Here is a 26,934-nt window from a genome sequence, read left to right as displayed (position 1 = left end):
TAATTTCACAAATTATGCCAATATGTGATTTTTACAAGGAGGCAATGGCATGTCAACAATCGACAAGAAAAAAGTTCTGGAAACTGTTCCACAGACCGGATTTTTTGGTCATCCAAAAGGGTTGTCGACTTTATTTTTCCTAGAGTTTTGGGAGAGATTCTCTTACTACGGGATGAAAGGGATTCTGATTTACTACATGTATGACCGCCTGTCAAACGGCGGGTTGGGATTGGACCCGACAACAGCCGCATCGATTGCTTCGATTTACGGCGCGCTTGTTTATATGTCGGGGATTATCGGCGGCTGGATTTCAGACCGTCTGCTCGGTTCCGCCAAAACCGTTTTTTACGGCGGAGTGCTGATTATGCTCGGGCATATTGCGTTGTCCTTTCCGGGAGGGTTCCCGGCGCTGATCGTTTCCATGGTACTGATTGTGCTTGGGACAGGCTTGTTAAAACCAAATGCCGCTTCAACCGTCGGGGAATTGTATGATGAAAAAGACTTGCGCCGCGATTCCGGTTTCAGCATTTACTACATGGCGGTTAACCTCGGGGCCTTCATTGCGCCGCTCATTGTCGGAACAATCGGTCAGGGGTACAATTACCATCTCGGCTTCAGTATTGCAGCGATCGGAATGTTTTTCGGTTTGATCGCATTCACCATGTCCAGGAAGAAAAATCTTGGGCTTGCCGGCTCTGTTGTGCACAACCCGTTGAAGCCGGAAGAAAGAAGATCGACTTTCACCAAAATCGGCGTAGGAGCTGTCGTCCTGATTATTTTGCTGGCGATTACCATTCCGACACGGATTTTAAATCTGAACAGCTTTATTACCATCGTCAGCATTTTAGGATTTTTGATTCCTGCCTGGTACTTCTTTATGATGTACTTTAGCAAAAAAACATCGAAAGACGAACGCTCACGCATTTTGGCTTATATTCCTTTATTTATTGCTTCCATCGTCTTCTGGGCGATTGAAGAACAAGGCGCGAGTTTGCTCGCCGTCTATGCGGACAAGCGGACACAGCTGAATTTTGCCGGCATTCATATTTTACCGTCCTGGTTTCAGACATTGAATCCGCTGTTTATCGTCGTCTTTGCGCCGGTTTTGGCTTCGCTTTGGGTGAAGCTGGGAGACAGGCAGCCGTCTACACCGGTTAAATTTTCGTTTGGGCTTATCCTTGCTGGTTTGTCCTATATGGTCATGATGGCCCCGGCTTACTTTAACGGCTCTTCGTCGCTCGTGAGCCCGCTCTGGCTTGTATTGAGCTACTTCCTTGTCGTGATCGGGGAACTTTGCTTGTCACCGGTTGGTTTGAGTGTATCGACAAAGCTGGCGCCAGCCGCATTCTCGGCGCAAATGCTCAGCCTCTGGAACTTGTCTGATGCTGCGGCCCAAACGTTGAACGCCCAGCTTGTCAAACTGTACAGCGCCAACCATGAAGTGATCTACTTCGGCGGCGTCGGCCTTGTTTCGGTCATTTTGGGCATATTCCTGCTCCTCTACGCACCGGTCATCAAACGGCTGATGAGAGGGATAAAATAATAGATGAAGTGATGAAAAACCGGGGCATTGGTCCCCGGTTTTTTTAATGGATTTGCTGGTATGTGCCGTGTAACAATTGGAGTGGATGCTAATCGATTGGGGTAAGCTTAACCGTTGCTTCTGTCTGGATCGTGTAGCCGTCATAGACCATAAATGTATAGGAAGCTTCGCCATCTACGCCAAGAATCGTATTCACATCTGGTACACCTTCTCCGTCAAAAGTGACGAAGTTCGATCCTTCACCAACCGGCGTGGCTTTATACCTTCCTTCCGGGATGTCTTTGCCAACTTCATATCTGCCGGCTGCCAGCGTCTTTGGTGCACTTTTCGCTTTCTGCACCTGTCCTGTCAATGAAGCAAGGTCCTTTTTCTTGGCATCCACTTTGCTTTGAGTGGATTTTAATTCTGATTTTGCATTTTTCAAGTCAGCTTGTGCAACATCGACCTGTTTGTTCAAAGTATCGAGTTGCGTTTTAAGATCATCTTGCTGGGATACAAGTTCCTCGGCTGCATCATAGTCATCTTCCCTTAACGTAGACGGGCCCTATGTAAAGAAAAGCCTTCATTTTTGCACGCTTTCTTAACATAAACGCCCTCTAGGTTAAGGAAGAGCCTCGTTTTTTCACGCTTCCTTAACATAGGCGCGCTCTAGGTTAAGGAAGGCCTTCGTTTTTCCGCGCTTCCTTAACGTAGACGCCCTCTAGGTTAAGGAAGAGCCTCGTTTTTTCACGCTTCCTTAACGTAGACGCCCTCTAGGTGAAGAAAGGCCTTCATTTTTCCACGCCTCCTTGCTTGCTGAACACGCAAAATTCCTAGATTTGGCAAGGATGCTGACAGTTTTGGCAAAAATTTAAATGGTTTTTTTAGAAAGTCCAGAGAAAAGCTTGCACTTGAAAGCTGATTCAAGGTATAGAGAAGACAGAATCGTATTTTCAAAGATGAAGTCTTCTATATTTTAAGACACAGGTTGTTGACCCTATATAAAAGAGAAAAACCCGTTTGGAAATCCTCTTTCCAAACGGGTTTTTGTTAAATGCTTTTCTTCTTTCGTGTCAGGCCGTAAGCGATGACAAGCAGGATGAACCATACCGGTGTCACAAATAAGGCAACACGCGTATCTTTTGCTATCCCGAGAACCACGAGGACAAAAACAAAGAACAAGAGTACAATCCAGTTGATGACCGGGGCAAACGGCAATTTAAAAGAGATTTTGGCCGCTTCTTCCGGCATATTCTTCCGGAAACGCAAGTGGGCAACCATAATGACGCCCCACACCCAGACAAAACAGATGGATGAAATGCTTGTGACAAGCGTAAAGACTTGTGTGCTCTTCATAAAATAATTCAGCATAACGCCGATTAACAGCATGATCGTTGAACCAAGCAAAGCAGGTGCCGGGACATTCCGCTTGTTTAACTTTTTAAATATTTTCGGCGCTTTTCCATCTTCTGCAAGAGAGTACAGCATGCGGCTTGTACTGAAAATGCCGCTGTTGCACGAGGAAGCCGCCGAAGTGAGCACCACAAAATTGATGATACCTGCTGCAGCCGGCAGACCGATATCGGCAAATACTCGGACAAACGGGCTCGCATCCGGATTCAGCCGGTTCCACGGGTAAATCGACATGATGACAAACAAAGCACCAACATAAAACAGTAAAATTCGCAGCGGAATCTGGTTGATCGCTTTTGGCAGCGTCTTTGATGGATCCTCTGCTTCCCCGGCTGTTACGCCGACCAGTTCAATCCCGACAAATGAAAAGACGGCCATTTCAAACGCCAGCAGAAACCCTTTTGAGCCATTCGGGAAAAAGCCGCCGTGCTGCCACAGGTTTGTAAAAGAGGCGTGCCCCCCATTGCTTTGAAAACCAGCGAACACGAGGAGAATGCCGATAACAATCAGGGCAATAATGGTGACAACTTTAATAATAGCAAACCAAAATTCCATTTCCCCGAATGCTTTGACTGTCGCAATATTGATGAGAAACAAAACAGCGACGCAAATCAAAGCAGGAATCCACTGTGGCAGATCGGGTACCCAAAATTGAACATACATACCGACTGCGGTAATTTCGGCAATACCGGTTACAATCCAGCAAAACCAATAGGTCCAGCCGGTAATAAAGCCTGCCCACGGTCCGATAAATGTTTCAGCAAAATGGGTAAACGATCCGGTAATCGGCTTGTACATCAGCAGTTCGCCGAGTGCCCGCATCATAAAGAAAAGGGCCAAGCCGATTACGAAGTATACGAGCATAATAGACGGGCCGGCAAAGTGAATCGATTTGCCGGAACCAAGGAAAAGCCCCGTTCCAATTGCGCCCCCGATCGCAATCAATTGAATATGGCGGTTTTTCAGCCCGCGACTCAGCTCTTGTCCATTCGGGCTTTGATCCATACCGATCAACTCCTTATCTATGTATAAATTTGATTATATCACAATCTTCTTATTTGTTGCGGGTAAAAAGCAAACCGTATGTGCACGCCTCTCCCCGGTCGTGTCCGGGTATTGTGAGGCGGCATTTTTGTTTACGCTTACAAAAATGCCGGGCTAAAACTTCCCATTTTTGAGAAAATTTAACATGCAGAAGCGAACCGGCCCATGAAAAGAGCCGGCAAGCCTGGGTTTAAGCAAACCATTGCGTTTTTTCTTCTGCTGGTGTCCGTTGCGCTTTGATGTCCAATTCTCTTTTCGGATAGCCGACATAGATGAGCCCGGCAATTTTATCTGCCGGTTCGAGATTAAGATAGTTTTTCAATTCGGGTTCATGCGCGATGTCACCGGTCCTCACGATTGTAGCCAAACCGAGCTCGGTTGCCGTAAGCAGCAGGTTTTGAATCGCACAACCGGTCGCAACGATTTCCTCAATTTCCGGAACAATGCCGGAAGGGCTGACGGCAACCGCAATAACCACCGGCGCCCGCAGTGGCCCTTTGCGCGCTTTTTCAATCTTTTTCGCCGCTTCTTCTTCACTCAGGCCTTCCGCTTTCTGGGCTGCAATCCGAGCCATTTCCTCCCCGAGTTTGACACGCCCTTCTCCTTTAAACACGCGGAATTTCCACGGTTCTGTTTTCTTATGGTTTGGCGCCCATGTGGCAGCTTCGAGCAATGTTCCAATCACATCATCGGGCACCTCTTTATTGTCTGTCACGCCGATGGAACGGCGCGATTTGATCAGATCCATGACACCCATTTTCCCAACTCCTTTAGCCATACTAATTTAAGTATAAGACAGGAAAATGCGTCAATCAACAAAAAACATTTTTCCACCGTGGAAATACATTATTGAAAAATGGCGCTGATCTTTTGCACATCCGCTTCCGTCAAGCTGACTTCCAATGTTTTCAGATTGTCAATCACCTGCTCCGGCCGTTTGGCACCCGGAATGACAGCATCAATGGAAGGCTGGGAGAGATACCAAGCAAGGACAACATGTGCGACATCCACGCCTTTTTCTTTCGCAATCGGGCGGAGCTTTTCAACCTTTTCCAAATTACGGAGATAGGTTTCCCCTTGGTAAAGCGGATTTTTCGCACGGCCGCCTTCAAATTTGGTATCTTTTGTATATTTGCCGGCGAGCAGCCCGGATGCGAGCGGAAAATACGGGATAAACGAAATACCGTTTTCCGCTGTGTACGGAAGTAAGTCTTTTTCAGCCTCGCGTTTGAATAAATTGTACTCCGACTGCAGCACATCGACATATCCGTCTTTGTTTGCCTCTTTCAATTGTTCAATGGAAAAATTGGAAACACCGATTGCACGGATTTTCCCTTCATCTTTCAGTTCTTTTAAGGCGCCGACTGCTTCGTCTTTCGGAGTATGGTCATCCGGGAAATGGATATAAAACAAATCAATATAATCGGTTTGCAGGCGTTTCAGGCTGCTTTCGACCGCTTCTTTTAAAAATGCAGGGGAGTTGTCGAACACCACTTTTCCATCGACAAATTTATGTGCACCTTTTGTGGCAAGCACGACCTTGTCACGGCCGCCGTGTTCTTTTAGCACCTCGCCGATCAACTCTTCCGAACGTTTTGGCCCGTAAATAAACGCAGTGTCAAGAAAATTGATGCCGTGGTCAATTGCCGTGCGCACAACTTCTTTCCCGGTTTCATCATTGAGATTCGGGTGAATATTATGTCCGCCGACCGCATTTGTGCCGAGACCGACCGGGTTGACATACAAATCCGATTTGCCGAGTCTTCTTTGTTTTTCCATCTTACCTCCGCCTTTCTCTTCAGATTTCAATCCTTATCATAGCAAATCAAAAAGAAATGTAAAAATATTTCGGTTTCCGGTCAAACAGGCACATGTGCGAGCTGTTTGCATACAAATGGGAATGTGTGAGAGAAAAAGGAGGGGTTATTGTGGCAAGAACGTTAGCTTGGCATGAAACATTGGAAATTCATGAGCTGGTTGCATCCCAGACGATTTGTTTGATCCGGTTTAAATCAGTCGTAAGAAATGTGTCCGATGCAGGGCTCCGGGAACTGTATACGTTTTCGATCCGGGCACTTGAAAAAAATATTCGCGACCTTCTGCAGTTTTATCCGCAGGCGCCGCGGGAAGAGGAAATAGAAGAAAACGAGGAGCGGCAAACCAATCCCGGTTTTCAGGCCGGTGAACTGCTGACCGCTTCCAAAACGGCTGTACGAAATTATGCGACTGCCATTACAGAAACAGCCACGCCGGCATTGCGCACCGTGCTTGTCCGCCATTTGAACAGCGCGATCGACTGGCATGCGCGCGTATTCAACTATATGCATGAACACGGTATGTACCAGGCCTACAACTTAAGTCAATTGCTGAACAACGATGTCCGGAACGCCAACCGGGCGCTGCAAATGCGGGAAGAAGAGTGAAGAATCCGGCGCCCGTGCTGCATTAAATGCGGCACTAGCGAGTGACCCGGCACACATGCTGCAATAAATGCAGCACCAGTGGAAGACGGAAATCAGCCGGTGCCTATTTTCTAGGTAGACAGCCATGCTTGAATATGACTCCAGCCGCAGAATGAAAGTCATCAGCGAGATAGGCTCCATGCCGCAATGAATGCAGCACCAGCGGAAGACGGAAACCAGCCGGTGCCTATTTTCAGGGCAGACGCCAATGCCGCAAAGAATTTGGCACCAGCGGAAGAATGAAAATCCCGTCGCAAATTTTCAGGATAGACAGCCATGCTTGAATATGACTCCAGCCGCAGAATGAAAGTCATCAGCGAGATAGGCTCCATGCCGCAATGAATGCAGCACCAGCGGAAGACGGAAATCAGCCGGTGCCTATTTTCAGGGCAGACGCCAGTGCCGCAAAAAATTTAGCACCAGCGGAAGAATGAAAATCCCGTCGCAAATTTTCAGGATAGACAGCCATGCTTGAATATGACTCCAGCCGCAAAATGAAAGTCATCCAGCGAGATAGGCTCCATGCCGCAATGAATGCAGCACCAGCGCAGGAACAGAAATCAGCCGGTGCCTATTTTCAGGGCAGACGCCAGTGCCGCAAAAAATTTAGCACCAGCGGAAGAATGAAAATCCCGTCGCAAATTTTCAGGATAGACAGCCATGCTTGAATATGACTCCAGCCGTAGAATGAAAGTCATCCAGCGAGATAGGCTCCATGCCGCAATGAATGCAGCACCAGCGCAGGAACAGAAATCAGCCAGTGCCTATTTTCAGGGAGAAAGCCATACCCATTGAATGCAGTGCCAGCAAGTCACCCACCGAGATAGGCGCCCATGCTGCAATAAATGCGTACCAGCGGTGGAACGACCCGTATTTTCAGGGTAATCGCCCGGCGGCAAAATAAATAGCGCCCGCAGAAGGATGAAAATCAGCCGGTGTAATGTTCCGGATAAAAGAATGGAAAACCGCGGATCGATTGTTCATCCGCGGTATATCCTTTAAAAGGTACAGCGAGCAGTCCGCAACCGGAATGAACCGGATCCGGCCCCACTATATCCAACGGTGAGACAAGCCATACCCGCTGTTTTTTTCTGTGTTCCATTACCATTTTGTCTTATTCAGAAACCGAATAGTCAATCGCGGCCCATTGATTTTTGCCAATCCTTATTCCAGATTGCTGTGCCGGCTCAACGCTGCTTCATTCCCCGATTTCTGCTGTTCGGCAATTTTCAGGCAAACCGCGTCAAAAAACAGATGAACAGACTGGTCGAATAATGAGCTGAGCGGCTGTCTGCTTTCAATTTCTCCCGGCCTCCGGTATTTCGTGGCAGACGGAATATGGACTACGCTATCCGAAGTTTGCGCAAGTCTCGAAGACGGATCAGAAGTTACCCCCACAACGGATACACCATTCTTTTTCGCTTTTTCCGCCGCTTGCACCACATTGGAAGTCGTGCCGGAACCAGAGACGGCAATCAATAAATCTCCCGGCTGAATCGAAGGAGTGATCGTCTCGCCGACAACAAACACATGGAAACCAAGATGCATGAGCCGCATCGCAAAAGACTTGGCCATCAGCCCCGAACGCCCCTCACCCAATACAAAAATGCTTTTCGGAGAAGCAAGCATATCCGCCAGCTTTTCCACTTGTTCCCCGTCTATTTTTGAAAACACCGTTTGAATTTCATTTAAAATGACTTCTATTTCCCGATTCATTTCAATGCCTCCCAAGCTTCTTTTATCTTTTGTGCCGCAAGCAAAGGATCACTTGCCTTGCTGATTGCTGAACCAATAATGAGCACATCCGGCTGAAGGGCGCGGACGGCAGCCAAATTTTCCAGTGAAATGCCCCCGGCCACTGCAAGCTGCTGGTTGCGTGATGCTGCGCGGTGCCCCCACGTTCCGCCTCCGCCTTCTTCCTGCTGGTCCTTGCTGATATGCTGGCAGACGATGATGTTTTCCAAACGGGCAATCTCCTTCTGTTGATGCGCCGCTGTATTCAAAAGGTCAACCATCACTTGTCTATCAAACTGCCCGGCCATATCCAAACACGTACGGAGTGTGACAGGAGGGGCTGCCCCCATCACAGTCGCAATGTCGGCTCCCGCCCGAAAACAAAGTTCAAATTCGTACTTCGCATTGTCGAACGTCTTGATATCGGCTACCACCGTTTTGTCCGGAAACCGGTTTTTTATGTCATAAATGCTTTTGACGCCGAATTCTTTAATTAACGATGTGCCGACTTCAATCCATTCTATCGCTTTTTCCGCTTTTGCTGCAATTTCGATTGCTTCCTGAATCGTGAATCGGTCTAATGCCAGTTGAATCTTCATTTTAAAACCGCCTTTGCTTCAAGATTTTCCGGCGCCAGGGGAGACGCCTGTTTTTTTGCCCGGACCATCAAGGTTAACAGAACCGAGACAAGGAGCGAGATCGCCATAAAGATAAAAGATGCCTGCGTGCTGCCCGTTGCCCCGTTTAAAAATCCGACAATGTATGCGCCAACAAAAGAGCCTAAAGCACCCATGCTGTTGATAAACGCATTGGCACTTCCTGATACATTTTTCGGCAAAATTTCCGGCATGATTGCGAAAAACGGCCCGTATGGTGCATACATGGCGCCTCCTGCAATGACAAGCAGCGCGTAAGAGAACCAGAAATTGGATGAACCGATCAAATAAGAACCGTAGAAGGCAATGGTGCCGATCAATAGCGATACCCAGACAAATGTTTTGCGATTTAGCGTTTTATCGGAAAAATAGGAAACAGCGATCATCCCGATTGTCGCCAGTAAGTATGGAGCGGCAGACAGCCAGCCCGTTGCCACAATATCCATATGGGAGGCCGCTTTTATCATGGACGGCAGCCACATGACAAATCCGTAGACGCCGATGCTCCATGCAAAATACTGAACCGCGAGAATGAGCACCGTTTTATTGCGGAACATTTCTTTATACCCCGCTACTTTGATCATTCCTTTTTGTTCTTCTTTCATTTCAGATGCGATGTTTTCCTTTTCCTCATCCGTCAGCCACTTTGCTTCTTCCGGCTTATTTTCAACCAGCTTCCACCAGAAAAATGCCCAAACGATGGCCGGAATTCCTTCCACAATAAACATTCCCCTCCAGTCAAGCACCTTTAACAAATAACCGGAAACAATGGACATCCATAAAACGGTGACAGGATTGCCCAAAATTAAGAAGGTGTTGGCACGGGAACGCTCTTCTTTTAAAAACCAGTTGCTCAAAAAGACGAGCATTGCCGGCATCACGGCAGATTCCACGACACCGAGGAAGAACCGGATCGGATACAGCCATGCGACATTATGGACCAGACCGGTTGCAGAAGCAAGCAGGCCCCAGAGAATCAGGCTGACAAATACGAGCTTCTTGGCACTTCTTTTTTCTGCATACGCCGCGCCCGGAATTTGAAAGAAGAAATAACCGAGAAAAAATAATGCCGATAAAAAGGAGGCAACACCTGTAGTTATATTTAAATCGTGCGCCATTCCGCCCGCTGCGCCAAAGCTGTAATTCGCCCGGTCGAAATAGGCAAGGCTGTAGGTAATGAAAGCGATTGGAACCAGATGCAAAAATCTCTTCTTGCTTGCGACATTTCTCAACGACTTTTCCATTCCAAAACACTCCTTTGTTGTGGGTTTAACCGTTTTTCACCGAATGCCCGTTCATAAATGCCAACAGTTCTTCCCGGGTCGGAAGCCCGTTTTTATCCCCGGAAGACATGGTTTGTAAAGCGCCGATTGCATTCCCTCTTTCCGCTGCTTCAAATGGAGTTAAACCGTCGAACAGGCCGCTTAATACACCGGCTGCAAATCCGTCTCCAGCACCAACCGTATCCACCACTTTGGTAACCGGGAAGCCTGGAACGGTATGCGCTTTCTTTTCCGTTGCCACATAGGCGCCTTTTGCCCCGAGTTTGACAAACACCATTTTGGCACCGTGTTCAAGATAATATTTCGCGATATCTTCAGGCGCTTGATAGCCGGTCAAAATTTTCCCTTCTTTGATACCGGGAAAAACAATGTCGGCCTGGCAGGCGTATCTTTGAATCGTTTCCGCCATCGTTTTTTCGTCTTTCCACATGGAAGGGCGCAAATTCGGATCAAACGAAACGATACTGCCTTCTTTTTTGGCTTTTTGTATGAAAGCTTCGCTCAGTTCCCGTACAGACGGGGAGAGTGCGAGCGGGATCCCCGTTAAGTGATAATGTTTTGCATGCATTTCTCTGAGTTCAGGGAAATCTTTGATCCCCATCAGGCTTGCGGCGGAGTTTTTACGGTAGTAATAAACACCCGGATCGCCTTCCGATACTTTTTCTTTCAATTGAAATCCCGTCAAGTTTTCTTCGTCTCTTTTAATCAAGGAAGTATCCACTTTTTCACGCTGCAGTTCCTGGATGATATAATCGCCAAGCGGGTCTGTTCCGACTTTGCTCAGCCACAGTACCCGGTACCCGAGGCGAGAAAGTCCGATTGCCACATTTGTTTCCGCCCCTGCCAGTTCTTTGGTAAAATGCCGGACCGAGGCGAGCTGTCCGGGTTCTTCCGCAATAAACATGCCCATCGCTTCTCCGAATGTCAGCACATCATACACTTTCATTTGCGAACACCTCTTCTTTCAGCAGTTCGATATAATCTTTCAAATCACTTATAATCGGAAATTCCAGCGCAATCGCGGCATCTTTCAGCAACAGACGCAGCAACCGTTTCCATTTTTGCCTGCCGTTTTGGCCAATTGGGATCGTTGCATAACCGGATGCCGTTTCCACCACTTCTTTCACGTGAATGTATACCACCTCGTTTTTTAAAGCGGTAGCGGCCTCTTCAGCATCTTCCCCTGTATAAGCCCAGTTGCCGATATCACAGGTAAAACGGATCGGAATAGCCTTGCTGCGGCATGCTGCAAAAAATGGCGCGAGCCGCTCTGTTTTTCCCCCGAGGGCGGTTTGATCATTCTCGATGGTCACCAGGATGCCGGCATCCGAAAAGCAGGCGGCAGCTTTGGCAAGCGTATCCATATCAGATAGACCCTCCCGGTAGTTGCCCAATGAAAATTTGATGAGTTTTGCCCCGAGCTCCACAGCCTCCTGCCTATAAGGCGCCACATCGATAACTTGGTGATCCTCTCCAAATAAAGAAACCGGGCAGGAATAGTAAGGGATCAGCCCCGCCTTATCGAGCATGCCTTTCACCGCGGGTAAAAGAGAAGCCGGGTCTTCAAGCAGCTCCCGCCGGATTTCCACCCCGTCACATCCGGCCTTGCGGATGGCGGCGAATAACACCGGGTAAGATAAAATGGCAGTATCCTGAAATGCATTCATGGTGACAAATAAATGGGCCATTGGTGTTTCCTCTTTTCTTGTGTGTTGGAACCGGATTTCTTGGGACCGGTACCATTTTTCGATGCCGGACCTGTATTTTATAAAATAAACAAAATATCGCAGCTCTGTTGCCTGCTGTAAAAAATAGTCATCGTGCAAATTGGTGCTTGGGAACTTAAGTACAACTTATATAGTTTGCAAAATTTCCATGAGCAGTGCGATGTTGGGATATTTTTTGGACTTTCCCGTTTACTCTATCTATCGTTTTTCCTGTTTTTGATGTTTCCGGAAGCTCTTTTTCTTTTTAGATGGGACCGGTACCATTAAAGGGGAAAGCTGCCACTTTTGTCTTGGCCAATCCCATGTTGACAGCTTTTCAATCCTGCGAGCTGATCCTTTGATGCAGGATTTCAGCCTGTATCGTCGCCTCTTTCGGTGAAACCGATCTCATTTTTCCTTAGGGGGGAAGTTATCTCCCCGGGGCAGATTCCCTTTCAATCAAACGCGTCTGGTAAGAGATCGTCTGGACCGGCGATTCGTTGTCCGCCAGCCGTTTTAAAATGAGTTCCATTACTGTTTTACCAATTTGATAAGTCGGCTGTTCAATGGTGGTAATGCCTGAAAATACGGCAGCTGCCCACTCCGGATTGTCAAAGCTCAGAAAACCGGTATCGTCAGGAATTTTATAGCCCTGTTCTTTCAGTTTGATAATGATTTTTAACGCGATGACACTGTTTCCGGCAATGATGGCCCTTGGTTCTTTGCTGGTGCGGGACAAAAACGTATTGAGCTTTTTCTCCAATTGGCTTTCGTCATTGAGATCCACTTCAAACAAATCTTCCAGGCTCGGGTGACTGGGATTAACAAGCCGTAAAGCCTCCTGAAATCCTGTATACCGTTCGTGCCGCGGGCTGAAATGTGCAACCGGCTCTGTAAAATAGCCGATTCTTTTATAATTTTTCTTTATCAGATAGGACACGGCCTGCATCACGGCCCCGCGGTTATCAATTTCAACGGTATCAAACGGCAGCTCAGGAATTTTACGGTCAACCAGGACAATCGGAGTTTTGCCGTTTTCCGACAAGGTTTCCAAAAAGTCGCTGTTTCCTCCTGTTGTTTGAATCAGCAGCCCGTCAATCTTGTGGGACTGCAGCATAGAAATATACTCGCGTTCTTTTGCCGGCTGGTTATCAGAGTTGCAAATCAGCAAACTGTAGCCATGCTGCTTGCAGACATCCTCAGCTCCCCTTAAAATCGCCGTTGTATACGGGTTGGTAATATCCGCAACCAGCGCGCCAATCAAGTAGCTGCGGCTGCTTTTCAGCCCTCTCGCCAAATTATTCGGGCGGTATTGGAGTTCATCGATCACCTGTTTGATTTTTTGCTGGGTTTTCGGTGACAATTCATGAAACCGGCCGCCTAAATATCTCGAAACGGTCGATTTCGACACGCCAGCTTTTTTTGCCACATCGTAAATCGTGACTTTCGCTTCTTTTCCCCTCATGTTGTTTACCATCCATCTTTAAAATGAAACCGGTACCATTTGATTTCATTATAACAAAGTGAGAGGAGCTGTCAATCAAAAATGAACGGAAATTTTTTCCGACTCCTCCCGGTTTTGTGCCGCCGCATATGAAAAAGAGCTCTTTTTCAAGAGCTCAGTTTTTAAATGAGTGAATCGGGGCCGGGATTCTGCCGCCGCGGGCAATGAAGTCCGCTGATGAAAAGGAATGGACGCCCATCACCGGCGCATGTCCGAGCAGGCCGCCAAATTCGATCGTATCGCCAACCTTTGTGCCCGGTGCCGGAATGATGCGGACCGCTGTCGTTTTATTGTTAATGACGCCAATTGCAGCTTCGTCCGCGATCATTGCTGAAATCGTTTCTGCCGGAACATCGCCCGGAATTGCAATCATGTCAAGGCCGACGGAGCAGATCGCGGTCATCGCCTCCAGTTTTTCGAGATTCAAGGACCCGCGGTTGACCGCATCAATCATGCCGGCGTCTTCAGAAACCGGGATGAATGCGCCGCTTAAGCCGCCAACATGGCCGCATGCCATAACACCGCCTTTTTTCACGGCATCATTCAGCAAAGCGAGCGCCGCCGTTGTTCCGTGCGTACCGACAGACGCAAGGCCCATTTCTTCCAAAATATGGGCTACAGAGTCGCCAACAGCCGGTGTCGGGGCAAGCGACAAGTCGACAATCCCGAACGGAACACCGAGCCGTTTGGATGCTTCCATGCCGACAAGCTGGCCCATCCGCGTAATTTTAAATGCGGTTTTCTTGACCGTTTCCGCAACGACATCAAACGGTTCGCCTTTCACTTTTTCAAGGGCGCGTTTCACCACACCCGGACCGCTGACGCCGACATTGATGACGACATCCGCTTCACCAACCCCGTGGAACGCGCCGGCCATAAACGGATTGTCTTCCACCGCATTCGCGAACACAACGAGTTTTGCACAGCCGAGCCCTTGCGTATCGGCAGTCAGCTCGGCCGTCTTTTTGATGATGACACCCATATCACGGACCGCGTTCATGTTAATACCGGAGCGAGTCGAGCCGACATTGACCGAGGCACAGACCCGTTCGGTTTCAGCCAGTGCCCTTGGAATCGAATCTATCAATATTTTATCGCCTTTGTGGCAGCCTTTTTGCACCAGCGCCGAAAAGCCGCCAATAAAGTGAACGCCGACTTTTTTCGCAGCCGCATCAAGGGTCTTGGCAAAAGCAATGTAATCTTTTTCGTCCGTTGCCCCGGCGATGAGGGAAATCGGCGTGACCGAGATGCGTTTGTTAATGATCGGGATACCGTATTCCGATTCAATCTCTTCCCCGGTTTGGACAAGGTTTTCTGCCAATCGCGTTATTTTATCATAAATCTTCCGTCGCGCCTTTTCCCCGTCCGCGTCAATGCAGTCGAGGAGCGAAATGCCCATTGTGATGGTGCGGATATCGAGTTTTTCTTCTTCAATCATCCGGATGGTTTCAAGTATTTGTTTCGTCTCCATGATTGTCCCCCGTTTTTACAAGCTGTGCATCGATTGGAAAATTTCTTCGCGCTGAATTTTGATTTGGACTTGCAGTGCTTCGCCTTTTTTCGCAAGGGCTTGTTTGATTTCATCAAAATTCGCTTCAGCATTCGACAAATCGAGCATCATCATCATCGTGAAATAACCGCTCATGATGGTCTGGCTGACATCGAGAATATTAATCTTTAATTCTGCCAGCTGTGTGCTGACACCGGCAATAATGCCAACCTGATCTTTGCCGATTACTGTCAAAATTGCTCTCATTTTGTCCACTCCTGTTTTGTAAAAAAATTCATATCCTTACTATCACAAATTTTTCCGGTCTTGTCTATGTATATTTTTGGAATTTTTCATTAAAAAATAGGGCAGCAAGATTGAAACTCCCCTGCTGCCCTTTTCGCCGGAAACGGATTTTCGCAAACTTTCAGTATCATATAGAGAACAAGCACACCGGCAACGAGACCGGCACCCGCAAGCCGGTTTTTCGTTGCATAATTCTAATCTGAGTGGAGACGCCGTCTGCTAAAAATCATATGTTAAAAGCTGTTCTTCCGCCACCCGGGTCAGCTTTCTGCTGTCAATCATATTCGTGATATGCGGTGTAGGCACTGCCTGCTTAAAGCATGTCAACAACGATCCTGCGCTCAAACTATTCTTTTTTTGCGCCGCCCGGGTAAAGCTTTCGTAGCTGTCAATCATATTCGCGATATGCGTGTAGGCGCCGCCTGCCGTAAGCATGTCAACAACGATCCTGTGCTCAAGCTGTTCTTTCTTTATACCGCCCGGCTCAGCTTTCGTAGCTGTCAATCATATTCGCGATATGCGTGTAGGCGCCGCTTGCCGTAAGCATGTCAACAACGATCCTGCGCTCAAACTGTTTTTTCTTTGCACTGCCCAGGCTTAGCTTTCGTAGCTGTCAATCATATTCGCGATATGCGTGTAGGCGCCGCCTGCTGCAAGCGCGCCCGCAACAAGGATGGCTTCCGCAAGTTGTTCTTCCGTTGCGCCCGCTTTTTGCGCCTGTTTGGAATGAAAATCAATGCAATACGGGCACTCGGTAATATGGGCGACCGCAACAGCAGCCAGTTCTTTGACAAGTGCAGGCAGTTTGCCGGCTTTCATAGCAGCAGCACCGAACGCATTGTAGGCCGCGAAACCGTCTTTGGCAAGATGGTTCATGTTGGCAAGTTTTTTCATATTGGATTTTTTGTAAATCGTATCACTGGCATCTTCAATCAGGGCAAGCTGCATATGGACACTGTGGGCCACCGCGCCGCCTGCTTCCAGTGCCGCTGCCACAAACGCCGCTTCTGTAAGTTCTTCGAGACTGACACCCGCTGCTTTTGCTTTTTTCGTATGAATGTCGAGGCAATACGGGCATTTTGTCGCATGGGCCACGGCGACGGCGATGATTTCTTTGTCCCGGGCAGAAACGGCACCGTCTTTAAACACTTCGGCATTGAGGCGGTCAAAAGCAGCCGCCTGTTCCGGCGCAAGGTCTTTTAATTTCGATAGATGTTGCAGCATATCTTTTTCATAATACGACATAAAGGACACTCCTCCCAATTGGAATACTTGTTTTTCATTATAGCCCTTCCATCTGAAAATGAATATTCATCTGCTTTTGTGTGGTAAAATGGGAAGAAGATCAATATCAGGATGGTGATGGTTTTGTTTGATTTTGATACAGTCATTGAGAGAAAAAATACCGCTTCTGTTAAATGGGAGCAGGTCAAACAGGTCTTCGGGGAAGAAGATGTGCTCCCGATGTGGGTGGCCGATATGGATTTCAACCCGCCGTATGAAGTGGCGGAAGCGATTAAAAAGCGGGTTGAACACGAAATCCTCGGATATGCGTTTGTGCCGGATTCCACTGCAGAAGCGATTCAGGCATGGCTGAAAAAGCGCCATAACTGGGACATCCACCCGGCGTGGATCGCGTACTGCACCGGCATTGTGCCGGCAATCAGCACAGCCATTCAGGCATTTACTGAACCGGGCGATAAAGTACTGCTGATGTCTCCGGTGTACCATCCGTTTTTCCATATGGTTGAAAAAAACGGCCGCGTTGTCGTAAACGCGCAGCTGAAGCTTGTGGAAAACCGGTTTGAAATCGACTGGGAGCAGGTTGAAGCGCGGCTAAAAGAAGGGGCAAAGCTGTTTTTAGGCTGCAATCCGCATAATCCGGGCGGGCGCGTCTGGACGAAAGACGAGCTTATGAAAATGGCGGATCTTTGCGCGCAGTATAACTGTTTGTTTTTGTCCGATGAAATCCACTCCGACCTTGTATACCCGCCGCATACCCATGTGCCGGTTGCTTCGCTCGGGGACAAGTACCGCGATATGACCATCACCTGCATTGCGCCGACAAAAACGTTTAATCTAGCCGGGATCAAAGCTTCTGCCGTCATCATTCCGAACCCGGAACTGCGCAAAAAGTTCAAAGATGTGCAGGCGGTAAACGGGACATCTGCCTTGAATACATTTGGCATTGTCGGCATGGAAGCAGCATACCGGCACGGCAGCGAATGGCTGGATGCGCTCCTTGTTTACTTGAAGGAAAATATTGATACAGCGGCACGGTTCATCGCGGAACGCCTGCCGGAAATCCGGGTGATGGAAACAGAAGGTACGTATTTAATGTGGCTCGACTGCCGCACATATGGCCTGGAAGAAGAAGCATTGAAAGACCGTTTATGGAAAAAGGCAAAGCTCGGCGTCGAAATTGGCAGCAAATTCGGCCCTGGCGGAGAAGGCTTTATCCGCATGAACATCGCCTGCCCACGCAAAATTTTGATGGAAGGCTTAAACAGGCTCGAAAAGGCCTTTGCGTAAGGAAAAGGCCGGCCCAAAAGGTTTGGGCCGGCCTAGGTGTTTTTGGGTGCTTGCAATGCGGGATGATGGAGTCTTTATGTTTTTCGCGTCCTTGAGCATGTTCGCAGTCCCCTTGGAAGTTTAACCAATATCCACAAACCTTTCTTTTTCAAGGATTCTAATCACTTGGCTTAGGTCTGGCACAATATCGGAGGTATGTTTTTCATTTTCAAGTTGAGTATTTAAGTCTTTTCTAACTGATACAGGTAATGCGGTGCTGCAACACAACAACACAAAGTCGTAATATATAAATGATTCAATCAAAATATATCTTTGAACAACCTCTGTTTTTCAACAGGATGGACTCAGTAAAATCCAATGGAAACAGGAAGCCCTTCATTTTCTAAGAATATGTTGATTCGCTGTTTTTGATTTGAAAAGGTTTTAATAGATCTTCAAAAATGGATTTGATTGAGTCATCTTCTATAATATTGGCCATATATCTAAACATCATCCAGAATATAATCACGATGGCTTCTAAGCTAGTTTACCAGGGCCGGCAATGGAAATTGAAAGTTACTGGGACCAACAAATGGCTGCTGGCTTTTGCTCGCTTATACAATGCCTTTTCTAGACAATCATGGTAATAGAAAAGCCGAAACAAAGCAGAAAACTTTAAAAATTAAATCATAACGTTTACTTAGTATACCCACAAATACATGAATTAGGGAATATTTACCCATCAAAGCAGCAAAAGTAAATTTATCGAATACTCAGACACCTCTAGATACCTTCTCTTGGGAAAACTACCTATTACCACGATTGTTAGATTTTCGTCACGGATTTGGTATTACCTATATTAATGAACCAAGAAAAACTGGACCCGAATTGGATCCAGCCTAAGTTTAAGTTGACAATTGAATTGAAACTGAAAATGAACTGGATGCATCCCTACTTTCCAGCAGATAGCCTTGATGCCTTATTGTCCAGATACCAACACGAAACAGCAGGTGCCGGCTCATTTTTTATAAAAGCGGGTAACTTCTTCTGCAATTGGATTTTCATGATCCAATTTACAAATATCCTGAAGGACTGCCTGCAATCCTTTTTCTTTCAGCTGCTTTTGCAGTTCGACCGCTTCTGGATCAGTATCGACGTCAAATTTTAAGCAGTAGGCGATGGCCTGGGCAAGATGCGTAAACGGCAGTCCTAATTTTTGTGCTTCTCTTGCCGGCCTTACCAAACGGTCTTCAGGACCCAGTTTGCGGATTGGGGAGCGCCCGACCCTTCTCACATCATCTTTAAAATACTTATTTTGGAAACGTCCCAGAATCTTTTCAATATATTGCTGGTGTTCCGATGGATTTAAACCATACCGTTTAATCAAATAATTGCCGGTTTCTTCAACTGTTGCTTTCACTTTCTGATAGATTTCCGTATCTTCCAATGCTTGATCGATTGTTTCTTTTCCTTCTGCATAGCCGATATAAGCAGTGACAGCATGCCCAGTATTGACCGTAAATAATTTCCGTTCAATATAAGGCTGAATATCAGACACAATCTTCATACCTGTTACTTCAGGAATGCTGTCTTTCGTTTCAACCACCCATTCAAAGTAAGGTTCAACCAAAACATCCAGTAATTTTTCATTATGCTGGGCAGGAACAATACGATCGACCGCACAATTCATAAAAATGACCTGATTTTCCATTTTAGTACGTGTATCTGGATCTAACAGTTTTACAACATGCTCTTTCAATATATCAGTTGCCGAGATTTGGTTTTCACAGGCAATGACATACAGTTTTTCATCTGTTTTCTCTAATCTGCTGGTAATCCCTTTTGCAATTAAAGGAGCAATTCCTGGTAGAATGCTGACGCCGACTGCAGTGGTCACATAAGTTGCTTTTTCAATTGCTTCTACAACAGCCTCAGGATCAGTTTTACTATTAATACCGGATACGTTTGTAATATGTTGAACTTCTTGATGCTCTGCAGCCATATAAACATCATATGACTTCTTACTGTTCAATTCCTGGATAATCTGGTCAGCCACATCTACAAACGTAACATGATATCCTGATTGTGAAAATAGTGCACCGATAAAACCTCTCCCAATGTTTCCTGCTCCAAAATGGACTGCTTGTTTCATGATCATCATTCCTCTAGAATTTTATTTTTTATAAACTGGTAAAAAGATTTTTCCAGTTTTTCGCGAATTAAATGTTCATTGGCAGATGAAAAAATCAAGATGCTTTTATTGTCCTCAATGATCGTTGAGCTCACAAGGCTCATGATCTCTCTTTGGATCGGTGTTAATTCTTCTGGCGCTAAAAGGAGAAGGATATTGCGTACACTCATTGGTTTTTCATCCATTCCCCTTAAAATGAAGGGCGTATCTAAATGCCCCAACTGAAAAGCCAGTTTCTTCACACCTTGATCCTGGCAATGAAAGAGAGCCATATTTGTTCCCGGAATTCCGAGGCCAGCAATTTTTTCGCGTTCCAGCAGCCGCCTATATATCGAATCAACATTTTTTATGATATCTTGCTGAAAGCAGGATTCAACCATCAAACGAATAATACCCCGATAATCTTCTCCGTTTAAACCGGTATAGACTTTAAGATTCCTCAATAAGGTTGATATGCTCGAATACATATATTTCATGTCATCCATTAGATTATCCAATGTTTTGGGTCCAGACAAAAAGTCAGTTTCAATGGGTTTTACGTTTTTTTCTCTAAAATCTTTCTGGTCTGAGTGAATATAGCTATTAATGTACCCCTCAATATTTTTCACATCTTCTTTACTCAATAAGGGATTGACATAAATGTACGTATGTTTTGCCCACGGAAGCCTTACAGTTGAAAATACCAAATCATATTGATCAAGATCCTTTGTCTTCATTTCTTTTATGGATGAAATTTCAATGTTCGTGATGCATGGTATCTCTTTGCGCAGCCGAGTTTCAAGCATTTTAGATGCACCGATTCCAGTCGGACAGACGACTAACGCATGCAGATTAATATTTGACTGTCTTTGTTCCAAGGATGCACCGAAATGCAGAACAATATAGGCGATTTCATCGTCTGGAAAAGACAAATCCTTAAATACCCTCTGTGTAACGTCTGTAATGACTTTGAATAATTTCGGATATTGCTGTTTAATTTGTTCTGTCAAAGGATTATACGACCCAAGATTTTTTCTGATTCTGAAAATTGAAGGCTTTAAATGGGCTAGCAGGCCTTGAAAAAGCGAAAAATCAGAAGTCAAATCAACGTTAATTTTTTGTGAAACCAATTCGATCAAATGTTTAATATTCCTACTTGTGATCACATTGTCGTCATACACTGACTCGGCGCTTTGCACTTTTGAACCCTTAAAATACTCCGCTAAATACTGCTTTTCAAGTTCTGAAATCTCGTTTTTTATTTCATTTTCAATTCTGTGGCAAACTGACTGAACAAACGCAATATCACTTTCCTCAAGATCGCTATGATGGTCTACGTCCTGCAATCTGTAACCCTTACTGTATCTTTGATAAGTGATATAAACTTGTAAAATAAAAGCCATATAATCACTATCTGCCAGATCAATTTTCTTTTCTTCCAGCTCTGTATTGACAGCATTTTGAACTACATTTAAATACGCTGGTTCAAAATAATGAAGAAATAAGCTGTCCGTATACCTAAATCTGTGGTGATCTAGCTGAAATAGGGCTTCTATCAGCTCTTCGTGAAAATGCTGGATAAAAAACTTTCCCAAAGCCTTTCTTTTCGAAGCTTCATTGCCTGAAAGCTGTATACCAAAATTACGTTTCCGAATCAGCATAAGGCCGAATCCTTTCACAAATGCCTGCAAATCATCCAGATAAGAGGCAATTGTCGCTGCGGAAATATCAAGGTCTGAAATCAATGCATGCTGTTTTATCGGTTCTTTCGCTTGCAACAGTTTTATTAGGACTATTAATTTTCGTTGATCAACCGAAAAATCTAATGGACGCATTCTTGACAGACTTTGGGAAAGTTTGAAGATATCCTCATTTTTTCCTTTAATGTATAAGAAGTTATCTTTATTCCTTGAAATTTTCAAGTTATATTCTGATAAAATCTTTTCTATGTTTCTCATGTCCCTGTTCACAGTTCGTTCGCTTACATGAAGTGTACTTGCAAGCGAAGAAACTGTGTGGGTCCCACTCATTTTTAGGAGCAGTTCCAGTATGTTTTTTTCCCTGTTTCGAATAAACATCTGATCAGCCCATTTCTTTTTTCGTGGAACAGCCCTTTTTATATGATTATGAATTAACAGGTTGTTCAGTAATGCTGCCAAAATAGCTTAACAATTCATCGACCGTTTTTGCTTCAGTCATTTTTTTAACTGTTTCTAAATCGGAGCATGTCTCTGCTATTTTCGACAGAATACCTAAATGCTCACCATTCTTTCCGGCAATGCCTATGACCATGCGGACCGTATTCCCATCAAAATCAATTCCCTCCGGAACTTGGATAACTGTAATCCCAGATTTCAAAATTGCCTCTTTTGCTTCATCTGTCCCATGCGGAATAGCAATCTCATTACCGATATAAGTAGATGTAAGTTGTTCACGTTGAATCATCGCATCAATATATGATTCCGTTACATATCCATTATCTACCAAGACACGTCCGGCAAAACGTATTGCTTCTTCTTTGTTTTTAAACGATTGATTTAAAAATACATTTTTTGGAGGCAAAATTTCATTATTTGAATTTTCCTCAACTTCCGGCACTTGGGTTTGATCCTGCTGCGTGACATTGCCACCATTACCTTTCAGTTGTTCAATCAGACGCTCATATTGTGAATTGTCGAGGAAATTGTCCACAGAAACATGGTAAGCATTTGGCGCTTGTTGTTTCGCACGGCTTGTTAATTCTCTTTGAGTGATTACAATTTGCATATCTTTCGGTAGATTGCGGATTGCAGTATTGGTAACTGTAATCGGAAGCCCTTCTTTTTTAACCATTTTTCTTAAGAGAGAAGCCCCCATTGCGCTTGAACCCATACCTGCATCACAAGCAAATACAATCTTCTTTACTTCACTTGGATTCAATTCACCTTGATTATTTGATAATAAGGAAGCAGCTCGGCTTTTTTTACCTTTCATGCTTTCCATTTTTTCAGTTGCTTTTTCCAAATCTTCATCTGTGCTCTTATCCGTTTTCAAAATGAAGAAAGATACTACAAAGGAAACAACCATCGCAACAAGTACATCTGCAATATTAGCGATATAATTCCCTAATGCATGCGGTGTAACCGCCAGAATCGAAATAATGGATCCAGGAGATGCAGGCGCAACCAAACCGCCGTGTAAAGTTACCAAAGTCAGGACACCACTTGCACCACCCAAAATAACAGAGAAAAATAGCAACGGTTTCATTAAGATATAAGGAAAGTATATTTCATGAATCCCGCCAAAGAAGTGGATAATAGCTGCACCAGGCGCAGAACGTTTTGCCGTGCCTTTACCAAATAAGCAATAAGCCAGTAGTACGCCCATCCCTGGACCAGGATTTGCTTCCAGTAAGAACAGGATCGATTTTCCAGTCTCTTTTACTTGTTCAATTCCAAGTGGAGTCAATACCCCATGGTTTATTGCATTGTTTAGGAAAAGAATTTTAGCAGGTTCGATAAAAATGCTGACAAGTGGCAGAATACCGGTATGGATCAACCACTCAACGCCTGCTGCCAACGCTTTCGAAATTTCATCAACGAGAGGACCGACTCCTAAGAAAGCAAGAACAGCTAGAGCTCCTCCAAGTATACCAGCTGAAAAGTTATCAATTAACATTTCAAAACCGGCTTTAACTTTGCCTTCGATCATCTTATCAAATTTTTTGATGATCCAGCCTCCAAGCGGCCCCATAATCATCGCGCCCAAGAACATTGGAATGTCTGTCCCAATAATAACACCCATTGTTGCAATCGCACCTACAACACCGCCACGGTGTTCATAAATCAATTTACCACCTGAATAGCCGATTAAAATCGGAAGAAGATAAGTAACGGTCGGGCTGATCAACTCATTTAGGGTTTTATTAGGAATCCACCCACTAGGATAAAGAAATATAGCTGTAATAAGACCCCAGGCAATGAATGCCCCGATATTTGGCAATACCATCGTGCTAAGAGAGTTTCCCAGCTTTTGGACGGCTACTTTAATACTTTTGCCTTCGCTCATTATAATACCTCCCACAATTGCATATTTATCAAAAACTTTCGTTATAAATCCTATTTAAAGGTTAGAAATTCAACATTCAGCGCGCCGTTTGTTTACGTTTACACAAATTCATTTTAAAAGGAGTTCCTTTATCTTTATTATAGGTTGGGGTGACAACGCATTCAATGATCCATAAATATGATTTTGTCGAAACTACCTTTGACAAATGTTTATTTATACGAAGACCTTGATCCGGTAGTATAGATAGACTGCTTGAACCAATCCGAACTAGGCGTTTGAATATAAGAGGCGGGAGCCTTATCAACTGGAGGGATTGAACTGTTTATAACATGGCACCAAAGTAAGTATAAGTACTTTCCACTTCGTTCATCCCGTATTTGAGCTGGGCTTTTAGGAAATCAACCGTTATACCGTCGAAATCCACTAATGAAGATGAAGCTGGTTGTGGGCTGGCACTCCGTGTCATGTTAGCCCTGTCCTTAGGCATGATCAAAGAAAACCAGGCTGAAAAGTGAGGAGCTTTGTTTCTTAGCCTTTCAACATTCAGGAAAGTATTTTAAAAAGCGCTTGTGGGTAATTGGATTCGTGCGCCTTTTTAGGGTGTGCTTTCTATTTTACCTGAATCCGTGACGAAATTTTCACTTAACGTTAACCCATTCGCATGAAATCTAGTATAATAAGCATATCCATTAAATTTAACTCATTCCACATTCAGGTGATCTAATGAAAAAGTTAGTGATAGAAGCCACGAAAGAACGAATTGTTGCCCAAAGCGGTTTAGCGATAGTAGGAAATTTACTAAATCTAACGAATTTAGCTTCCAGGTTAAATGCCTATCGACTCCCTGATATTTCCAGAAATCCCGTCTGTTCCAATGCTGATGTAGCCAAATCCTATATTGGCCTGCTTTGCCAAGGAAAAAGTGATTATGACAATATTGAAACCTTCCGCGAAGATGCCTTTTTTGCACTGGCTTTGGATATCCAAAGGGTTCCTTCCAGCCCGACTTTAAGGCAGCGACTGGACCAAGCTGCCTTGACGGAAAAATGGAAAGCGATCTTGCATGAAGAATCGCTGAATCTGATCCGCAATACAAATGCGGAAATTAGCCCAGTTTACGCCAAAGACAAGCCGTATATCCCGGTTGATCTGGATGTCTCCCCTTTTGATAACTCCAAAACAAAAAAAGAAGGAGTGGAAAGAACCTATAAAGGCTGCGACGGTTATGCACCTATGTTCGCTTACATTGGGCAGGAAGGCTACTGCCTGCATGTTGAGATGCGAAAGGGAAATGACCACTGCCAAAAAGGTACGCCGAATTTTATCAAGGAAACCATCCAATCTGCCAGGAGATTAACGGATCAGCCATTGCTTTTCAGGCTTGATTCCGGAAATGACAGCCGGGATAATCTCATCATTTTCTTGGAAGAACATGCAAGCTTTGTTATCAAACGCAATCCTCGTAAGGAAAAAGCAGAAGACTGGCTTCATATTGCCCAAAAATATGGGATCTGCTGTGAAGAACGGGAAGGAAAGAAGGTTTACCTTGGATCCATCCCCGAAACCATTCAATTAAAAGACCAGATACGAACCATCCGAAAAGTCTTTAAAGTGATCGAAAGAACCATCTCAAGAGACGGCCAGATTTTTTTGATTCCCGAATATGAATTTGAAACCTACTGGACAGATCTTGAAGTGCCGCCTCATGTGGTGATCTCTCTCTATCATGACCATGGCACATGCGAACAGTTTCACAGTGAAATTAAATCAGAACTGGATCTGGAACGGTTGCCATCGGTCAAATATGAAACGAATGGCCTTGTGCTCCATTTTGGTGTATTTGCGTATAATTTACTTCGTTTGATCGGACAAGAAAGCTTGAAAAAACAAGATGCACCATTGAAAAAGAAAGCAACACGAAGAAGAATCCGAACTGTCATCCAGAATATGATTACACTGGCTTCAAAGCTTGTTTACCAAGGTCGGCAATGGAAATTAAAAGTGACGGCGACCAACAAATGGTTGCCGACTTTTGCTCGCTTATACGATGCCTTTTACTAGACAACCAGGGTAATAAGCGATAAGAAGAAAAGCCGAAACAAACCAGAAAACTTGCAAAAAAATGGAAATTTGCAGGTTTATGTTTCGTGCCTAAAATAAATGAAATAGGAAAAAATTTACCTACCAAAGTTACAAAGATATATTTTATGAATAATCAGTTACATCTAGAAATCCACACTTGGGAAAACTACCTATTACCGATGTTTGTTAGATTTTCGTCACGGATTCAGGTTATAGTTAATGTCATTTAAATCGTTCCCAGACAGGAAGAGCCCATTTTGGCAAATTACTCTTTTCAAAAGTAATCTGACCATCATTTACTTCCAAAACAATTTCCCCGTTATATAGACTATTGTCGATTAACACAAGATTATCAGCCATAGTGGCATAGTTATGTAGATGTTCAAAAGACGTTTTATTTCGTCTGAGGATATCCTCAGTTGGGATGTCATGCCCACCATTTTTAACTCTCATTGCAACCCGTTCAATATTCTGATTCACATTATTTAGAGCTACGTAAAACATGGTAATTTTATAACCCATCGCTTTTGCTTTCTCCATTTGTCTAATGACATTTCCACCAGCAAGCGTTGTCTCGATAGAAAAATCCTTACCTTCTTGAATGTATTCATTTATTGATTTTATAACTTCTTTTCCCGCTGTTACCCTTTTTGATTCAGGGTTATCCGGATCAATTTTTCTTGCTGTAGCATCCGGATCAATGTTAATATCAATACCAATTTTGTCAATAATTAAGTTTCTTATTGTACTTTTTCCGCTTCCATTATTCCCCGCAAATACATAAAACATGGGGCTATGCTTATGCATTATGACTCACCATTATGCTTTAATGGGACTATATCTCCATTAGGATATTCCTTTACCAACTTGCCGTTTTTCTCGTACACAATATAAGTGTTATTTACTTTTGCATCAATTCTTGCTCGCTCGCCAGTCATCTTGATCCATTTGTCTGCCCAAGCAAATTTTCTTTTTGGAATATGATTTTGCTCTCCCAACTAGAAA

The 26,934-nt window shown here is 44.9% G+C and carries 24 protein-coding genes; 5 read left to right on the top strand and 19 right to left on the bottom strand.

The features are described 5' to 3' along the window. Positions 1 to 49 precede the first annotated feature (49 nt). Positions 50 to 1,543 carry a peptide MFS transporter gene (locus OF158_RS02220; protein ID WP_017550894.1) on the top strand — a complete coding sequence of 498 codons (1,494 nt, stop codon included), beginning with the start codon at positions 50 to 52 and terminating at the stop codon, positions 1,541 to 1,543. A gap of 88 nt (positions 1,544 to 1,631) precedes the next feature. Here the strand turns inward: OF158_RS02220 and OF158_RS02215 are convergent, their stop codons facing one another. The 4 genes from OF158_RS02215 to OF158_RS02200 all read right to left on the bottom strand — a co-directional run bounded on the left by OF158_RS02215 (position 1,632) and on the right by OF158_RS02200 (position 5,758). Next, a complete protein-coding gene (locus OF158_RS02215) occupies positions 1,632 to 2,000 on the bottom strand; it encodes a hypothetical protein (RefSeq protein ID WP_017550895.1) in 369 nt (122 codons plus the stop codon). Between the two features lie 572 nt (positions 2,001 to 2,572). After that, entirely contained in the window at positions 2,573 to 3,940 is a 1,368-nt protein-coding gene (locus OF158_RS02210) for an amino acid permease (RefSeq protein ID WP_014096321.1), read from the bottom strand. Between the two features lie 229 nt (positions 3,941 to 4,169). Beyond that, positions 4,170 to 4,736, bottom strand: coding sequence for a nitroreductase family protein (locus OF158_RS02205; protein WP_014096322.1), 567 nt, complete (start codon positions 4,734 to 4,736; stop codon positions 4,170 to 4,172). Positions 4,737 to 4,825: 89 nt separating this feature from the next. Next, entirely contained in the window at positions 4,826 to 5,758 is a 933-nt protein-coding gene (locus tag OF158_RS02200; RefSeq protein WP_035182649.1) for an aldo/keto reductase, read from the bottom strand. A 92-nt stretch (positions 5,759 to 5,850) separates the two neighbouring features. On the opposite strand from OF158_RS02200, the gene OF158_RS02195 reads away from it, so the two are divergent. Further along, positions 5,851 to 6,402, top strand: coding sequence for a spore coat protein (locus OF158_RS02195; RefSeq protein WP_088775944.1), 552 nt, complete (start codon positions 5,851 to 5,853; stop codon positions 6,400 to 6,402). 506 nt (positions 6,403 to 6,908) lie between these two features. Then, positions 6,909 to 7,109: a hypothetical protein gene (locus tag OF158_RS02190; protein WP_017550899.1), complete on the top strand. Its 201-nt coding sequence runs from the start codon at positions 6,909 to 6,911 to the stop codon at positions 7,107 to 7,109. A gap of 496 nt (positions 7,110 to 7,605) precedes the next feature. Here the strand turns inward: OF158_RS02190 and hxlB are convergent, their stop codons facing one another. The 10 genes from hxlB to OF158_RS02140 form a co-directional block, all read right to left on the bottom strand. Then, positions 7,606 to 8,157 carry a 6-phospho-3-hexuloisomerase gene (gene hxlB / locus OF158_RS02185; RefSeq protein WP_035182653.1) on the bottom strand — a complete coding sequence of 184 codons (552 nt, stop codon included), beginning with the start codon at positions 8,155 to 8,157 and terminating at the stop codon, positions 7,606 to 7,608. Further along, positions 8,154 to 8,774: a 3-hexulose-6-phosphate synthase gene (gene hxlA / locus OF158_RS02180; protein WP_026684602.1), complete on the bottom strand. Its 621-nt coding sequence runs from the start codon at positions 8,772 to 8,774 to the stop codon at positions 8,154 to 8,156. The genes hxlB and hxlA overlap by 4 nt, the downstream gene beginning before the upstream one ends. Beyond that, complete coding sequence (locus tag OF158_RS02175; RefSeq protein ID WP_014096327.1) at positions 8,771 to 10,075, bottom strand: MFS transporter; 1,305 nt, start codon at positions 10,073 to 10,075, stop codon at positions 8,771 to 8,773. The genes hxlA and OF158_RS02175 overlap by 4 nt, the downstream gene beginning before the upstream one ends. A 25-nt stretch (positions 10,076 to 10,100) precedes the next feature. Then, the gene (locus OF158_RS02170; protein WP_014096328.1) at positions 10,101 to 11,060 is read right to left on the bottom strand and encodes a sugar kinase; all 960 of its coding nucleotides are present in this window, start codon (positions 11,058 to 11,060) and stop codon (positions 10,101 to 10,103) included. Continuing rightward, complete coding sequence (locus OF158_RS02165) at positions 11,047 to 11,802, bottom strand: sugar phosphate isomerase/epimerase family protein (protein ID WP_035182655.1); 756 nt, start codon at positions 11,800 to 11,802, stop codon at positions 11,047 to 11,049. Before OF158_RS02165 ends, OF158_RS02170 begins: the two co-directional genes overlap by 14 nt. Before the next feature lie 448 nt (positions 11,803 to 12,250). Continuing rightward, entirely contained in the window at positions 12,251 to 13,285 is a 1,035-nt protein-coding gene (locus OF158_RS02160; RefSeq protein ID WP_017550903.1) for a LacI family DNA-binding transcriptional regulator, read from the bottom strand. Between the two features lie 154 nt (positions 13,286 to 13,439). Further along, on the bottom strand, positions 13,440 to 14,795 hold the full coding sequence (locus OF158_RS02155) for a PFL family protein (RefSeq protein WP_017550904.1): 1,356 nt from the start codon (positions 14,793 to 14,795) through the stop codon (positions 13,440 to 13,442). 15 nt (positions 14,796 to 14,810) lie between these two features. After that, complete coding sequence (locus tag OF158_RS02150; RefSeq protein ID WP_013858224.1) at positions 14,811 to 15,080, bottom strand: ACT domain-containing protein; 270 nt, start codon at positions 15,078 to 15,080, stop codon at positions 14,811 to 14,813. 258 nt (positions 15,081 to 15,338) lie between these two features. Continuing rightward, positions 15,339 to 15,623 carry a hypothetical protein gene (locus OF158_RS02145; protein ID WP_035182657.1) on the bottom strand — a complete coding sequence of 95 codons (285 nt, stop codon included), beginning with the start codon at positions 15,621 to 15,623 and terminating at the stop codon, positions 15,339 to 15,341. A gap of 93 nt (positions 15,624 to 15,716) precedes the next feature. Continuing rightward, a complete protein-coding gene (locus OF158_RS02140; RefSeq protein WP_017550905.1) occupies positions 15,717 to 16,364 on the bottom strand; it encodes a carboxymuconolactone decarboxylase family protein in 648 nt (215 codons plus the stop codon). A 117-nt stretch (positions 16,365 to 16,481) separates the two neighbouring features. On the opposite strand from OF158_RS02140, the gene OF158_RS02135 reads away from it, so the two are divergent. Further along, the gene (locus OF158_RS02135) at positions 16,482 to 17,651 is read left to right on the top strand and encodes a MalY/PatB family protein (protein ID WP_014096333.1); all 1,170 of its coding nucleotides are present in this window, start codon (positions 16,482 to 16,484) and stop codon (positions 17,649 to 17,651) included. Between the two features lie 997 nt (positions 17,652 to 18,648). On the opposite strand, the gene OF158_RS02130 is transcribed toward OF158_RS02135, so the two are convergent. Genes OF158_RS02130 through OF158_RS02120 form a run of 3 tightly spaced genes read right to left on the bottom strand, consistent with a single transcriptional unit; the run spans position 18,649 to position 23,847 of the window. Further along, a complete protein-coding gene (locus OF158_RS02130) occupies positions 18,649 to 19,782 on the bottom strand; it encodes a mannitol-1-phosphate 5-dehydrogenase (RefSeq protein ID WP_035182663.1) in 1,134 nt (377 codons plus the stop codon). 5 nt (positions 19,783 to 19,787) lie between these two features. Further along, complete coding sequence (locus OF158_RS02125; RefSeq protein ID WP_128890988.1) at positions 19,788 to 21,959, bottom strand: BglG family transcription antiterminator; 2,172 nt, start codon at positions 21,957 to 21,959, stop codon at positions 19,788 to 19,790. After that, on the bottom strand, positions 21,925 to 23,847 hold the full coding sequence (locus tag OF158_RS02120; RefSeq protein ID WP_035182661.1) for a PTS mannitol transporter subunit IICBA: 1,923 nt from the start codon (positions 23,845 to 23,847) through the stop codon (positions 21,925 to 21,927). The genes OF158_RS02125 and OF158_RS02120 overlap by 35 nt, the downstream gene beginning before the upstream one ends. Positions 23,848 to 24,570: 723 nt before the next feature. Between OF158_RS02120 and OF158_RS02115 the strand changes: the two genes are divergently transcribed. Beyond that, the gene (locus tag OF158_RS02115) at positions 24,571 to 25,908 is read left to right on the top strand and encodes an IS1380 family transposase (protein ID WP_080966408.1); all 1,338 of its coding nucleotides are present in this window, start codon (positions 24,571 to 24,573) and stop codon (positions 25,906 to 25,908) included. A gap of 243 nt (positions 25,909 to 26,151) precedes the next feature. Here the strand turns inward: OF158_RS02115 and OF158_RS02110 are convergent, their stop codons facing one another. Further along, positions 26,152 to 26,736, bottom strand: a complete 585-nt coding sequence (locus tag OF158_RS02110; RefSeq protein ID WP_035182667.1) for an ATPase — start codon at positions 26,734 to 26,736, stop codon at positions 26,152 to 26,154. Then, positions 26,736 to 26,927, bottom strand: coding sequence for a hypothetical protein (locus tag OF158_RS02105; RefSeq protein ID WP_017550691.1), 192 nt, complete (start codon positions 26,925 to 26,927; stop codon positions 26,736 to 26,738). The genes OF158_RS02110 and OF158_RS02105 overlap by 1 nt, the downstream gene beginning before the upstream one ends. Positions 26,928 to 26,934: the final 7 nt, after the last annotated feature.

This window comes from Weizmannia sp. WK01, from assembly GCF_025905465.1.
Classification (GTDB): Bacteria; Bacillota; Bacilli; order Bacillales; family Bacillaceae_C; genus Weizmannia; species Weizmannia faecalis.
Note: the sequence above shows the minus strand (reverse complement) of the source record. Positions and strands in the feature narration are given on the sequence as shown.

What these genes read in the sequence shown, in the direction of transcription:
- hxlB (WP_035182653.1), bottom strand. Translation starts at nt 8,157, where the DNA reads ATGAATCGGGAAATAGAAGTCATTTTAAATGAAATTCAAACGGTGTTT.
- OF158_RS02195 (WP_088775944.1), top strand. Translation starts at nt 5,851, where the DNA reads ATGTGCGAGCTGTTTGCATACAAATGGGAATGTGTGAGAGAAAAAGGA.
- OF158_RS02120 (WP_035182661.1), bottom strand. Translation starts at nt 23,847, where the DNA reads ATGAGCGAAGGCAAAAGTATTAAAGTAGCCGTCCAAAAGCTGGGAAAC.
- OF158_RS02175 (WP_014096327.1), bottom strand. Translation starts at nt 10,075, where the DNA reads ATGGAAAAGTCGTTGAGAAATGTCGCAAGCAAGAAGAGATTTTTGCAT.
- OF158_RS02110 (WP_035182667.1), bottom strand. Translation starts at nt 26,736, where the DNA reads ATGCATAAGCATAGCCCCATGTTTTATGTATTTGCGGGGAATAATGGA.
- OF158_RS02135 (WP_014096333.1), top strand. Translation starts at nt 16,482, where the DNA reads ATGGTTTTGTTTGATTTTGATACAGTCATTGAGAGAAAAAATACCGCT.
- OF158_RS02220 (WP_017550894.1), top strand. Translation starts at nt 50, where the DNA reads ATGTCAACAATCGACAAGAAAAAAGTTCTGGAAACTGTTCCACAGACC.
- OF158_RS02115 (WP_080966408.1), top strand. Translation starts at nt 24,571, where the DNA reads ATGAAAAAGTTAGTGATAGAAGCCACGAAAGAACGAATTGTTGCCCAA.
- OF158_RS02210 (WP_014096321.1), bottom strand. Translation starts at nt 3,940, where the DNA reads ATGGATCAAAGCCCGAATGGACAAGAGCTGAGTCGCGGGCTGAAAAAC.
- OF158_RS02155 (WP_017550904.1), bottom strand. Translation starts at nt 14,795, where the DNA reads ATGGAGACGAAACAAATACTTGAAACCATCCGGATGATTGAAGAAGAA.
- OF158_RS02200 (WP_035182649.1), bottom strand. Translation starts at nt 5,758, where the DNA reads ATGGAAAAACAAAGAAGACTCGGCAAATCGGATTTGTATGTCAACCCG.
- OF158_RS02190 (WP_017550899.1), top strand. Translation starts at nt 6,909, where the DNA reads ATGCTTGAATATGACTCCAGCCGCAAAATGAAAGTCATCCAGCGAGAT.
- OF158_RS02160 (WP_017550903.1), bottom strand. Translation starts at nt 13,285, where the DNA reads ATGAGGGGAAAAGAAGCGAAAGTCACGATTTACGATGTGGCAAAAAAA.
- OF158_RS02140 (WP_017550905.1), bottom strand. Translation starts at nt 16,364, where the DNA reads ATGTCGTATTATGAAAAAGATATGCTGCAACATCTATCGAAATTAAAA.
- OF158_RS02130 (WP_035182663.1), bottom strand. Translation starts at nt 19,782, where the DNA reads ATGAAACAAGCAGTCCATTTTGGAGCAGGAAACATTGGGAGAGGTTTT.
- hxlA (WP_026684602.1), bottom strand. Translation starts at nt 8,774, where the DNA reads ATGAAGATTCAACTGGCATTAGACCGATTCACGATTCAGGAAGCAATC.
- OF158_RS02150 (WP_013858224.1), bottom strand. Translation starts at nt 15,080, where the DNA reads ATGAGAGCAATTTTGACAGTAATCGGCAAAGATCAGGTTGGCATTATT.
- OF158_RS02205 (WP_014096322.1), bottom strand. Translation starts at nt 4,736, where the DNA reads ATGGGTGTCATGGATCTGATCAAATCGCGCCGTTCCATCGGCGTGACA.
- OF158_RS02165 (WP_035182655.1), bottom strand. Translation starts at nt 11,802, where the DNA reads ATGGCCCATTTATTTGTCACCATGAATGCATTTCAGGATACTGCCATT.
- OF158_RS02170 (WP_014096328.1), bottom strand. Translation starts at nt 11,060, where the DNA reads ATGAAAGTGTATGATGTGCTGACATTCGGAGAAGCGATGGGCATGTTT.